We start from the raw sequence: 12743 nt of genomic DNA, 5'->3' as shown, positions 1-12743 counted from the left end.
CGATCTCAGCTTCGCCGCAGATATTGCCGGGGCCGCTTCGCGGCCCTTTCGCGACGCAAGGCCGCTCCTACAGGGGGTGTGTGAGCCTTGGCTAAGCAATAAAAAACCCCGGCACAAGTCCGGGGTTCTGGTCCATCACACTACACGATCACTCCTGGTTGGCCAGTTTGTGCTCGAGGTAGTGAATGTTGACGCCGCCTTTGCAGAAACCTTCATCACGCACCAGGTCGCGGTGCAGCGGGATGTTGGTCTTGATGCCGTCGACGACGATCTCGTCCAGGGCATTGCGCATGCGCGCCATGGCTTCATCGCGGTCTTTGCCGTAGGTGATCAGCTTGCCGATCAGCGAGTCGTAGTTCGGGGGTACCGAATAACCGCTGTACAGGTGCGAATCCACGCGCACGCCGTTGCCACCCGGGGCGTGGAAGTGCTTGACCTTGCCTGGGCTCGGGATGAACTTCTTCGGGTCCTCGGCGTTGATCCGGCACTCCAGCGAGTGGCCACGGATGACAACGTCTTCCTGGCGGAACGACAGCTTGTTGCCAGCGGCGATGCTCAGCATCTCCTTGACGATGTCGATACCGGTGACCATCTCCGACACAGGGTGTTCAACCTGCACCCGGGTGTTCATCTCGATGAAGTAGAAGCGGCCGTTTTCGTACAGGAACTCGAACGTACCGGCACCGCGGTAGCCGATCTCGATGCACGCATCGACGCAGCGCTTGAACACTTCCTGGCGGGCCTTTTCATCGATACCCGGGGCTGGTGCCTCTTCCAGGACCTTCTGGTGGCGACGCTGCAGCGAGCAGTCACGGTCACCCAGGTGAATGGCGTTGCCCTGGCCGTCGGACAGCACCTGAACTTCCACGTGGCGTGGGTTGGTCAGGAACTTTTCCAGGTAGACCATCGGGTTGCCGAAGGCAGCACCGGCTTCGGTGCGGGTGAGCTTGGCCGAGGCGATCAGGTCCTCTTCCTTGTGCACCACGCGCATACCGCGCCCGCCACCGCCACCGGCGGCCTTGATGATCACCGGGTAGCCGACGTCACGGGCGATTGCCAAGGCGACTTCTTCGTCTTCCGGCAGCGGGCCATCGGAGCCCGGTACGGTCGGTACGCCCGACTTGATCATCGCGTCCTTGGCCGAAACCTTGTCGCCCATCAGGCGAATGGTGTCGGCTTTCGGGCCGATGAAGGCGAAACCGGATTTTTCCACCTGCTCGGCGAAATCGGCGTTTTCCGCCAGGAAGCCGTAACCCGGGTGAATCGCGGTGGCGCCAGTCACTTCGGCGGCAGCGATGATCGCCGGGATATGCAGGTAGGAATCCTTCGACGATGCAGGGCCGATGCAGACCGACTCGTCTGCCAGGCCCAGGTGCATCAGTTCACGGTCGGCAGTGGAGTGCACGGCGACGGTCTTGATGCCCAGCTCTTTGCAGGCACGCAGGATCCGCAGGGCAATTTCCCCGCGGTTGGCGATCAGGACTTTTTCGAGCTTCCCAGACATCGTTGGCTCTCCGCGATTCAAACGATGGTGAACAGCGGCTGGTCGAACTCAACCGGCTGGCCGTCTTCTACCAGGATGGCGTCGATGACACCGCCAACATCGGCTTCGATGTGGTTCATCATCTTCATGGCTTCGACGATGCACAGGGTGTCGCCCTTCTTCACGCTCTGGCCAACTTCAGCGAAGTTCGGCGAGGTCGGCGAAGGTTTGCGGTAGAAGGTACCTACCATTGGCGAACGGATCACGGTGCCTTTCAGCGCCGGGGCAGCAGCAGCGGCTTCGGCGGCTGGCGCAGCAGCGGCGACCGGGGCAGCAGCGGCCGGGGCGGCAGCCATCGGGGCCGGTGCGTAGAACTGCTGGGCAGCTGGGGTCTTGCTGTGACGGCTGATACGAACCGACTCTTCGCCTTCCTTGATCTCCAGCTCGTCGATGCCAGACTCTTCCAGCAGCTCGATCAGTTTCTTGACTTTACGGATATCCATTAATCATCAACTCCCAAAGGTTCGGTCAGGGGGCGAAATACAAAAACGTATCTAGAACGTTTCTCTGGAACCCCGGCCCATCGGGGCCGGGGTTTTCATCATTTGGGCTGTGCGTTGGCAGCCAGTTGTTCCAGTGCAGACTCCAGGGCCAGGCGATAACCGCTGGCGCCCAGGCCGCAGATCACCCCTACGGCCACATCGGAAAAGTAGGAGTGGTGACGGAACGGTTCGCGTTTGTGCACGTTGGACAGGTGCACTTCGATGAATGGGATGCTCACCGCAAGCAATGCGTCACGTAATGCGACGCTCGTGTGGGTGAAAGCAGCCGGATTGATCAGGATGAAGTCCACACCCTCGTTGCGTGCCGCGTGAATGCGGTCGATCAATTCGTATTCGGCATTGCTCTGCAGGTACTGCAGATGGTGGCCTGCGGCGCGGGCACGTTGCTCCAGGTCCTGGTTGATCTGGGCCAGGGTCACGGCGCCGTAGTGGCCAGGCTCGCGAGTACCGAGCAGGTTGAGGTTGGGGCCGTGAAGCACCAGTAGCGTTGCCATCTGTGGATTCCTTGGATTTGTAGGGCAATTCGACACAGCGCGGCGAGTGTGCCGTAAAGCGACGGCAAGTGTCCAGTTCCCGGCAATAGCCAGCACGATGTCCGAGATTCGCGCGAAGTATGTGACCAAATATTTAAATCTGGTCACCTAATCGAGGATTTTTCCCGGCCCGCGGGAAGTTATAGACCGAGTTTGCCGCGCACGCGCGTGAGAATCTGCGCGAATTCCCCGGCATTTATCTCGCCAATCACCCGATCGGCGGTAATTTCGCTGCCGTTCGCGGCAAAGAACAACAGCGCAGGCGGGCCGAACAGTTGGTACCGGTCAAGTAGCGAGCGTTGCTCGGCGTTGCTTGCGGTGATGTCGAACCGCAGCAGCTTGAACGCCGCCAGTTGCGGCTGCACCTGGGCGGCGTTGAGCACCTCGTGTTCGATGACCTTGCAACTGATGCACCAGTCGGCGTACCAGTCCAGCAACACCGGTTGGCCGGCTGCCTTGGCCTGTGCCATCGCGGCATCCAAGGCTTGCGGGGTGGTGATGGTTTGCCAGGCCTGCGCTGTGGCCGCGGTAGTGCCAGCGCTGGCCGCCTGGCTGGGCACGGGCAGTGGCCGCAGCGGGTCGCCCTGGCCACTGAGGGCGCCATACCAGCAAGCCAGCGCGTATACCAGCAAGGCCAGGCCGAGCAGTTGCGCCAGGCGCTGGCGCGCAGTCTTGACCACGAACTCCAAGGCGCCGAGGAACAGTGCCACGCCTGCGGCAAGCAGGCCGACCAGCAACAGGGTTACCGGGCCTGGCAGCACCCGGCTGAGCAGGCCGATGGCCAGCCCCAGCAGCAGTACGCCGATGGCGTTTTTCACGGTGTTCAGCCAAGGGCCGCTTTTCGGCAGCCAAGCTGCGCCACCGGTGGCCACCAGCAACAGTGGCGCGCCCATGCCCAGGCCCAGGGCGAACAGTTTGAGCGCCCCGCCCAAGGCATCGCCGCTGGCGCTGATGTACAGCAGCGCGCCTGCCAGGGGCGCCGACACACAGGGCGAAACCAGCAGGCTGGAGAGCACGCCGAGTACTGCAGCGCCCAGTAGCGAACCGCCCTTGGTGTGGTTGGCGACGTTGTTCAGGCGGTTATTCAGGGCTTGCGGCAGCTTCAGTTCGAACAGGCCGAACATGGCCAGGGCGAACACCACGAAAAACAGCGCGAAGGGCACCAGTACCCAAGCCGATTGCAGGCGTGCCTGCAGGTTCAGGCCGGCGCCGAACAAGCCCATCAGCGCGCCGAGTGCGGCGAAGCTGGCGGCCATTGGCAGTACGTACGCCAGCGACAGCGCCAGCCCGCGTGGCCCACCGACCTGCCCGCGCAATACCACGCCGGAGAGAATCGGCAGCATCGGCAGCACACAGGGGGTGAAGGTCAGGCCGACCCCGGCGAGGAAGAACAGCAGCAGTGATTTCCAGCTCCAGGCCTGCTCGATTGCGCCAGGGGTGTTTGTGCCGGCTTCGCCATCGATGCCCAGCCGGGCGGTTTCCGGCGGGTAGCACAGGCCTTTGTCGGCACAGCCCTGATAGCCCACCAGCAGGGTAAAGGCACGCGGATCGTTGCGTGGCAGTTCGATGTCGAGCACGCCGTGGTACACCTCCACGTCGCCGAAGAACTCATCGTGCTTGGCCTCGCCCTTGGGGATGTTCGGCGTGCCCAAGGCGATGTCGGCGGGTTCGGTGTGGAACTGGAAGCGGTGGCGGTAGAGGTAGTAGCCGTCGGTGGCGATGAAGCGCAGCTTGATGGTGTGCGCATCGGCCTGGATCAGGTCGAGCTTGAACGCCTCGTGCACTGGCAGGAAGTCGGCATTGTTGGCCAGCGAAGCGGCGCCGAGGGTGGCGCTGGGGCGGTTGTCGAGCAGGCCGGTGGCGAAGACAGGGCTGGCCAGCAGCAGGAACAGCAGGAAAAACAGGCGGCGCATGGCGAACTCGCGAGGTGGAACGTGCCCGCATGATAACGGAGTTGGCGCAGGTTGAAAGGGACGGCGACACCTGGCGCCACTTGTGTATTGCCTGTGCCGGCCTCAGACCCTGAAGGCCCGCACCGCCTTGCTCAGCTCCCCGCCGAGGCTCAGCAATTGCTCACCCTGCTCACGCCCTTCGCCAATGCGCTGCAGGTTGTCTTCACCCAACGCGTGAATCCGCTCGCTATGATCACGAATTTCGCTCACCGCGCCAGTCTGTTGCGCGGTGACGTCGGCAATGCGTACCGCCGTATCGGCGATCGTGCGGATCGCGCTGACGATCTCATCCAGCGCGCCATCGGCGGCCTGAGCCTGGTTGGCGGTGGTTTCGGCGTGTTCGAGCTGGGTGCGCATGCCGGCCACCGACTCCCGCGCCGCCTGCTGCAAGCGGTCGATCAGTGCCTGGATTTCGCCAGTAGCCCCGGTGGTGCGCTGCGCCAGCGAACGCACCTCGTCAGCCACTACGGCAAAGCCGCGGCCCATCTCGCCAGCCCGGGCCGCTTCGATGGCGGCGTTCAGCGCCAGCAGGTTGGTCTGTTCCGCAATCGAGCGTATCACCGTCAGCACCCCGCCGATGGTGGCCGACTCTTCGGCCAGTTGCTCGATCATGCGCGCATTGCCCTGTACCTCATCGACCAGTTCCCGCAAGCCCGACAGGCTCTGGCCAATCACCGCCTGGCCCTGTTCCACGGCACGCCCGGCATCGCGGCTGGCGTGGGCGGCGGCGCTGGCGTCACCGGCCACTTGCTGAATGGTGGCTTCCAGCTCCCCCAAGGCGTCGCGGATCTGCCCGGTATCGCCGGCCTGGCGGTGGGCGCCATCGTGCAGCGCGGCGCTCATGCCGGCCAGGGCATGGCTGCTGCCGGCGACTTGTTCGGCGTTGTGGCGAATGGTGCCCACCAGTTCGACCAGGTACTGGCGCAGGCGGTTGAGCGATGCCTGAATGTCATGCAGTTCGCGGTTGGTCTTGCCCAGGGCGATCACCTGGGCGAAGTCGCCCTCGGCCCAGCACGATAGCGCCGGGGCCAGGCCGGTCAGGGTGCGCGCCAGGCGCCGTTGCAGGGTATCGATCAACAGGGCGATGAACAGGATCAGGGCGATCATCAAACCCTGGATGATGCGCACCTCGCCGGCAATTTGGCCATGTTGGGCGCGCACTTGCGGTTCCAGCGCGGCGATGGCCTGCTGTACGGCTTCCAGGCGCTGGCCGGTGCTGGCAGCCAGGGCGGCACGGCGCTCGATCTGTTCGCGCGTGCGCTGCAATTCGGCCGGGTAGCGGCCCAGCAGGTTTTGCAGCTCACGCTTCAGGCCCACGGCGATGTCTTCCTGCCGGGCGCTGGCCTGGGTTTGCAGGCCCATCATGGCGGCGAAGTCGTCGGCACCAGAGGCTGCAGTGCGGGTGACACCGAGCAAGGGCAGGGCATCGATGGCCTGTGCCTGGCTGCGGATCAGTTGCAACTCACGCTCCACTTCGTCAGCAAGCTCCGGGCGGCCGCTGCTGACCAGCTTGTCGCGGGCCAGTGCCAGCCGGCCCAGGTGCACGCTGGCGTCGAGCAGCGGGAGCAAATAGCGGTCAGCCTCGGCAGTGCCGCTGTCGCGGGCGTAGCCGGCCAGTTGCTCGAAATTGGCCCCCAATTCCCGTTCGGCCTGCAACAGCAGCGCTTGCGGGTCGCCAGCCAGCTTGCCGGCCGCCAGCAACTCGTTGCCGGTGAAGGCCTGCAGGCTGGCCAGGCTGGGGCGCAGGTTGGCCGCCAGTTCGGCGGGCCAGTCGGCCAGGGCGCCCTGCAGTTGCTGGATGGCCTGCGTGGCGGCGGCATGGCGCAGGGCATCCCCGCTGCCCAGGTAGGCGTGGATATTGCCCGCCACCTGCTGCTGAAAATGCTGGGACAGGCCCAGGTAGCGCTCCATCAGCTGATAGGGCCGTTCCAGCGCCCGTTGCGACCACCACAGGGTCGCGGCCAGGGTGAAACACACAGTCACCAGCAACAGCGTATTGAAATTGGTCAGCCACTTCAGGCGCATAGCCGCGAACTTCCTGCGGAGGGGAGTGGGGGTAGGCGGCTGAAGTTATGGCGATTGTGTGACCGGATGATGACGCCGAGGGCTTGGCGTCAGAAAAAAGTGGCAGAGTGCCTCTATCTGATGGCGCTATTGATTCTTCGCGGGCAGGGCGGTTTCAGCGCTCTACCCGTACTACACAGTTACGCCCGGCATGCTTGGCGCGGTACAGGGCTTCATCCGCCGCACTGGCCATGGTCAACGCGTCCAGCCCTTCATCCATCTGCACCACCCCGGCACTGAAGGTGCACTGCAGATCCTGCGGCTGCGCCGGGTAGATGATCTCGGCAAAGCGCCGACGAATCTCGTCTAGCACTTTGTAGGCCGCCTCCAGCGCGGTATTGGGCATGACGATGGCGAATTCCTCGCCGCCGTAACGGCCAATGAAGTCGGTCTTGCGCAGGCGCTGCTTGAGGAACAGCGCCAGGCTCTTGATTACCCGGTCCCCCATGGGGTGGCCGTGGCGGTCGTTGATCTTCTTGAAGTGGTCGATGTCGAGCATGGCGAAACTCAACGGCTGCTGCTCACGGCGGGCGCGGAAGCTGCAGTCCTCAAGCAATTGCAGGATATGGGTGTGGTTGTACAGCCCGGTCAGGCTGTCACGCACCATGCGTGCCTTCAGGTGCCGCGCGCGGGCCGCACGGTTGCGCACGGTGGTGATCAGGTGGCGCGAGCGAAACGGCTTGGTCAGGAAGTCATCGCCGCCTTCGCTCATGGCATCCAGTTGCTTGTCCAGGTCGTCTTCGGCGGACAGGTAGATGATCGGCACGCTCACATAGCGGTCACTGTGACGGATCACCTTGGCCAGTTCCGGGCCGGTGCAAGCCGGCATGTACAGGTCGAGAATGATCAGGTCGGGCTGAAAGTCGGCCAGCTCGGCCATGGTGCGGATCGGGTCGGTCAGGCTGCGGGTCAGCATGCCGGCGCTGGCCAGCACCCGTTCGGTGTGCAGCGCCTGGGTGCGTGAGTCGTCGATGATCAGCACTCGCAATGGGTCGTGCGGCCCGGCGTTGGTCAGCAATTCGACCTTTTCCAGCAGGCTGGATGCTTCCAGGCTGCCGGTCAGAAAGTCTTGCCCACCGGCGCGCACGGCAGCCAGGCGCGTCGGTGTGTCAGCTTCGTGGTGGCTGAAGAACAGCAGCGGAATGTTCTGCGCCAGGCCGTGTTGTACCTGTGCGGCCAGCAGCAGGCCCTGGCCGCTGCCGGTGAAGTCGACATCCATGATGATGGCCGCAGGCGGGTATTCGCCGACCGAAGCCAGAAACGCGGCAGCGTTGGGCAGCGCCTGCACCAGCAGCCCGAAGAATTCCAGTTGCTGGGCCAGGCGCTGGGCCCGCTCGTGGTCCTGCAACAGGATGTACACCGGCTTGCGCAGGGGCACCAGCACTTCGTCAAGGGAGTCGTCCTTGCGCAGGCCGCTACGCGACAGTTGCGGGTCGGGGCACAGCGGGCTTGGCTCGACGGCTTGGCTCATGACCTGGCTACTTGTAGGTTGGGATATGCAGGGGCAATGATGGCTCTATGCTAGCAGTTCTTTTCCCTCGCATGAGTGCCCTGCATCAACATTGCGTTCTGAACGAATATTCAGTTACCGACCGATTGGTCGCTTATGCGTAAGGCGGTGTCTGCTTTATAGTGCTGCCACGCGGGCTTGCCGTGGCACCCTGGCGCAGGCCTGTGGTCAAAGCCCCTGAACCGTCGTGACTGATTAAGGACAAAGCCATGCTGGATTGGAAAAACCGCGAGGCCAAAGCCGAGCCCCGTGAGCGTGTCGACGGCCGCGGCGCTGCCGCCCGTAGCTACCTTGGCGGCCTTTGGAGCCGAGCCCTGGGAACCCTGATCGGGTTGTATCTGCTGGTGTGCATCGGCCTGGGCTGGTACTGGAGCCAGGAACCTGCGCTGTTCCCGGTGCAGCAGAATGCCCAGGCTGCAGCCGAGCACAATGGCCAGCAGATGGTGATTGGCTACACCACCGTGGAAACCCTCAAGACCGTGGCCGGTACCCTGCTGAACAAGCCGGGCGGTTACATTTCCAACGACCGCTTCCCGCCAGGGCTGTGGATGGACAACATGCCGAGCTGGGAGTACGGCGTGCTGGTGCAGGTGCGCGACCTGTCCCGGGCCTTGCGCAAGGACTTCGCCCGTTCGCAGTCGCAATCTACCGAAGACGCCGACCTGGCCAAGGCCGAGCCGCGCTTCAACTTCGACAACAAGAGCTGGATCCTGCCCTCGAGCGAGTCGGAGTTCGAAGAGGGCATCAAGTCGCTGTCGCGCTACCAGACCCGTCTGGCTGCTGGCGACAAGGGCGCGATCTTCTATACCCGCGCCGACAACCTGAACAACTGGCTGGGTGACGTCGCCACCCGCCTGGGTTCGCTGTCGCAGCGCCTGTCGGCCAGCGTTGGCCGGGTCAAGCTCAACACCACGCTGAAGACCGAGTCGGTGGTTGCCGGCCAGGCGCCGCAAGTGGACGAAGAGCTGGTGGAAACCCCATGGCTGCAGATCGACAACGTGTTCTACGAGGCCCGTGGCCAGGCCTGGGCGCTGTCGCACTTGCTGCGTGCCATCGAGGTCGACTTTGCCGATGTACTGGCGAAAAAGAATGCCACGGTCAGCGTGCGGCAGATCATTCGTGAGCTGGAAGCCTCGCAAGAGCCGCTGTGGAGCCCGATGGTGTTCAACGGCAGCGGCTTCGGCATGTGGGCCAACCACTCGCTGGTCATGGCCAACTACATTTCCCGGGCCAACGCGGCGGTCATCGACCTGCGCCAGTTGCTGTCGCAGGGTTGAGCATGGCCATCAGCGCCAACGAGGCCGCCCACCGGGCGGCTTCCGACCGTGAGCTGGTCACCTGGGTCGACGAAGCCGACCAGGTGCTGGGCGCCTTGCCCCGCGCCGAGTTGCGTGAGCGCGGCCTGATTGGCCGCTGCACGTTCATTCTGTTGTTCAACAGTGCTGGTGAGTTGTGTGTGCACCGGCGTACCTTGAGCAAGGCGCTGTACCCGGGGTACTGGGATGTGGCGGCGGGTGGCATGGTCACGGCCGGCGAAGGGTATGCCGAGTCGGCGGCGCGTGAACTGGCCGAGGAGCTGGGCATTGAAGGCGCGGCACTGCGGTTTCATGAGCGGTTCTACTTTGACCAGCCCGATAACCGTTTGTGGTGTGCGGTGTATTCGGCGGTGTCGGATGCGCCGCTGCGGTTGCAGCCGGAAGAGGTGATCGAGGCGCGGTTCATTGGCCTGGCGCAGGCTGAGGAAGAAAGCCTGATGAAGCCGTATTGCCCGGATTCGCTGGCGGCATTGCAGCGCTACAAAGCCAGCCTGGGATGACGTGGGGACCGCTTTGCGGTCCTTTCGCGACGCAAGGCCGCTCCCACATCGATCGGCGTATGCAGGACCTTGTGGGAACGGCCTTGCGTCGCGACAGGGCTGCAAAGCAGCCCCAGTTCCCGGGTAGTCGCAAAACATTCGCAAAATGCCGCAATCCTGTACTTAGCAATCGCCGCATTTATCGTTACACTGCGCGCCCTTTTCGGGCTGCCGCATGTCTTGCAGCAGTAGCGCCGCCCCTGCCAGAGTGGGGCTTCGCGGTCGGCCTCATCCCCAAGGTACGACCAGTTTTTGTCCTCTGCACCGAGGAACAAAAGTGGCCAAGAAAGCTTCTTCCTTCGCCGCCCTTGGCGGTCTCGTTTACTCCACCGACGCCGGTCGGCACTGCCCGGACTGTGGTCAGCCGGTGGATGCCTGTACCTGCAAGCAGCAGGTCATCCCCGAAGGCGATGGCATTGCCCGTGTGCGCCGTGAAAGCAAAGGCCGCGGCGGCAAGACCGTGACCACCGTCACCGGTGTGCCGTTGCCGCCCGATCAGCTCAAGGAGCTGGCCACCACCCTGAAGCGCCGTTGCGGTACCGGTGGCGCGTTGAAGGATGGGGTTATCGAAATCCAGGGCGACCATGTCGAGCTGCTGATCGCCGAGCTGATCAAGCAGGGCTTCAAGGCGAAAAAGTCCGGCGGCTGAGCCGGCGCGCATTTTTGCCCAGTGCTTTCTAAACTCGTTGCCGTGGCCAGGGTCTACCCTGGGGCACGGACGAATCGTCATTTTCGGCTTTTACACTGCGCCCGCCAGCATGCAGGGCAGTGTCTTCGACTTATCTATAGGGGACTTGAATGTCCGTACGACGCACACGCAAAGACGATGGTAGCCAATGGACCGTGGCCGACAGCCGCAGTGTTTATGGCATCCGCCATTGGGGCGCTGGTTATTTCGCCATCAATGAGGCCGGGCGCGTCGAAGTGCGCCCCAACGGCCCGAACAGCGCGCCGATCGACCTGTTCGAACAGGTCGACGAACTGCGCCAGAGCGGCTTGTCGTTGCCCTTGCTGGTGCGCTTCCCCGACATTCTGCAGGACCGCGTTCGCCAGCTGACCGGCGCTTTCGACGCCAATATCGCGCGCCTGGAGTACCAGAGCCAGTACACCGCGCTGTACCCGATCAAGGTCAACCAGCAGGAAGCGGTGGTGGAGAACATCATCGCCACGCAGAACGTGTCGATTGGCCTGGAGGCCGGCTCCAAGCCCGAACTGTTGGCGGTGCTGGCGCTGGCGCCGAAAGGCGGCACCATTGTCTGCAACGGCTACAAGGACCGTGAATTCATCCGCCTGGCGCTGATGGGCCAGAAGCTCGGCCACAATGTGTTCATCGTGATCGAGAAAGAGTCGGAAGTGGCCCTGGTGATCGAAGAGGCCGCCGAGCTCAAGGTCAAACCCCAGGTTGGCCTGCGCGTACGCCTGTCGTCGCTGGCTTCGAGCAAGTGGGCGGACACCGGGGGTGAAAAGTCCAAGTTCGGATTGTCGGCCGCGCAGTTGCTGTCTGTTGTCCAGCGTTTCCGCGATGCCGGGTTGGACCAGGGTATCCGCCTGCTGCACTTCCACATGGGTTCGCAGATCGCCAACCTGGCCGACTACCAGCACGGCTTCAAGGAAGCCATCCGTTACTACGGTGAGTTGCGTGCGCTGGGTCTGCCGGTGGACCACATCGATGTGGGTGGCGGCCTGGGTGTCGATTACGACGGTACCCACTCGCGCAATGCCAGTTCGATCAACTACGACATGGACGACTACGCCGGCGTGGTGGTGGGCATGCTCAAGGAGTTCTGCGATGCGCAGGGCCTGCCGCACCCGCACATCTTCTCCGAGAGCGGCCGTTCGCTGACCGCGCACCACGCCATGCTGGTGATCCAGGTGACCGACGTCGAGAAGCACAACGACGAGGTTCCGACCATCGAGAACAAGGAAGCCTTGCCCGAGACCGTGCAGTGGCTGGTCGACCTGCTTGGCCCGACCGACATCGAGATGGTGACCGAAACCTACTGGCGTGCCACCCACTACATGGGTGACGTGGCTGCTCAGTATGCCGATGGCAAGCTCACCCTGAGCGAGAAGGCCCTGGCCGAGCAGTGCTACTTTGCGGTCTGCCGCCGCCTGCACAACTCGTTGAAGGCGCGCCAGCGTTCGCACCGTCAGGTGCTGGACGAACTCAACGACAAGCTGGCCGACAAGTACATCTGCAACTTCTCGGTGTTCCAGAGCCTGCCCGACACCTGGGCCATTGGCCAGGTGCTGCCGATCATCCCGCTGCACCGCCTGGACGAAGAGCCCCTGCGGCGTGCGGTATTGCAGGACCTGACCTGCGACTCCGACGGCAAGATCAACCAGTACGTCGACGAGCAGAGCATCGAAACCAGCATGCCGGTGCATGCGGTGCAGGAGGGCGAGGATTACCTGTTGGGCGTGTTCCTGGTCGGTGCGTACCAGGAAATTCTGGGTGACATGCACAACCTGTTTGGTGACACCGACTCGGTGAACATCTACCAGAACGCCGATGGCAGCGTGTACCACGCCGGCATCGAAACCCACGACACCATCGAGGACATGCTGCGCTACGTGCACCTGTCGCCCGAAGAGTTGATGACCCACTACCGTGACAAGGTTGCCAGCGCCAAGATCACGGCCCGTGAGCGCACGCAGTATCTGGATGCCTTGCGGCTTGGTTTGACCCGGTCGTCGTACCTGTCGTCGTGAATGCCGGGGCCGCTTTGCGGCCCATCGCGACACAAGGCCGCTCCTACAGCTCATCCCTGTAGGAGCGGCCT

Annotated in this window: 9 protein-coding genes and 1 pseudogene; 4 read left to right on the top strand and 6 right to left on the bottom strand. The window is 63.4% G+C overall.

Going from position 1 to position 12743, the window contains the following annotated elements; genetic code table 11:
• Positions 1 to 148: 148 nt before the first annotated feature.
• The 6 genes and pseudogenes from accC to GYA94_RS18665 all read right to left on the bottom strand — a co-directional run bounded on the left by accC (position 149) and on the right by GYA94_RS18665 (position 8066).
• Complete coding sequence (accC, locus tag GYA94_RS18690; RefSeq protein WP_009685761.1) at positions 149 to 1504, bottom strand: acetyl-CoA carboxylase biotin carboxylase subunit; 1356 nt, start codon at positions 1502 to 1504, stop codon at positions 149 to 151.
• Between the two features lie 17 nt (positions 1505 to 1521).
• Positions 1522 to 1986, bottom strand: a complete 465-nt coding sequence (gene accB, locus GYA94_RS18685; protein WP_054914092.1) for an acetyl-CoA carboxylase biotin carboxyl carrier protein — start codon at positions 1984 to 1986, stop codon at positions 1522 to 1524.
• A 98-nt stretch (positions 1987 to 2084) separates the two neighbouring features.
• Positions 2085 to 2540, bottom strand: a complete 456-nt coding sequence (gene aroQ, locus GYA94_RS18680; protein ID WP_003255330.1) for a type II 3-dehydroquinate dehydratase — start codon at positions 2538 to 2540, stop codon at positions 2085 to 2087.
• A 179-nt stretch (positions 2541 to 2719) separates the two neighbouring features.
• Positions 2720 to 4492, bottom strand: coding sequence for a protein-disulfide reductase DsbD (locus GYA94_RS18675; protein ID WP_110676949.1), 1773 nt, complete (start codon positions 4490 to 4492; stop codon positions 2720 to 2722).
• Between the two features lie 102 nt (positions 4493 to 4594).
• Positions 4595 to 5119 (bottom strand): annotated as a pseudogene (locus GYA94_RS28770) (methyl-accepting chemotaxis protein); the annotation flags it as partial.
• A gap of 1591 nt (positions 5120 to 6710) precedes the next feature.
• On the bottom strand, positions 6711 to 8066 hold the full coding sequence (locus tag GYA94_RS18665; protein ID WP_110676953.1) for a diguanylate cyclase: 1356 nt from the start codon (positions 8064 to 8066) through the stop codon (positions 6711 to 6713).
• Between the two features lie 248 nt (positions 8067 to 8314).
• Here GYA94_RS18665 and GYA94_RS18660 point away from each other — a divergent pair, with 248 nt between their 5' ends.
• The 4 genes from GYA94_RS18660 to speA all read left to right on the top strand — a co-directional run bounded on the left by GYA94_RS18660 (position 8315) and on the right by speA (position 12672).
• A complete protein-coding gene (locus tag GYA94_RS18660; RefSeq protein WP_161892861.1) occupies positions 8315 to 9382 on the top strand; it encodes a DUF2333 family protein in 1068 nt (355 codons plus the stop codon).
• A 2-nt stretch (positions 9383 to 9384) separates the two neighbouring features.
• Positions 9385 to 9921 carry an NUDIX hydrolase gene (locus GYA94_RS18655; protein WP_009685767.1) on the top strand — a complete coding sequence of 179 codons (537 nt, stop codon included), beginning with the start codon at positions 9385 to 9387 and terminating at the stop codon, positions 9919 to 9921.
• 316 nt (positions 9922 to 10237) lie between these two features.
• The gene (locus GYA94_RS18650; protein WP_009685768.1) at positions 10238 to 10609 is read left to right on the top strand and encodes a translation initiation factor Sui1; all 372 of its coding nucleotides are present in this window, start codon (positions 10238 to 10240) and stop codon (positions 10607 to 10609) included.
• Positions 10610 to 10758: 149 nt separating this feature from the next.
• Positions 10759 to 12672, top strand: a complete 1914-nt coding sequence (speA, locus tag GYA94_RS18645) for an arginine decarboxylase (RefSeq protein ID WP_110676957.1) — start codon at positions 10759 to 10761, stop codon at positions 12670 to 12672.
• Positions 12673 to 12743 lie beyond the last annotated feature (71 nt).

The organism is Pseudomonas juntendi (assembly GCF_009932375.1).
Lineage (GTDB): Bacteria > Pseudomonadota > Gammaproteobacteria > Pseudomonadales > Pseudomonadaceae > Aquipseudomonas > Aquipseudomonas juntendi.
The sequence above is the reverse complement of the archived record's forward strand: the minus strand, read 5'-3'. Positions and strand labels throughout refer to the sequence as shown.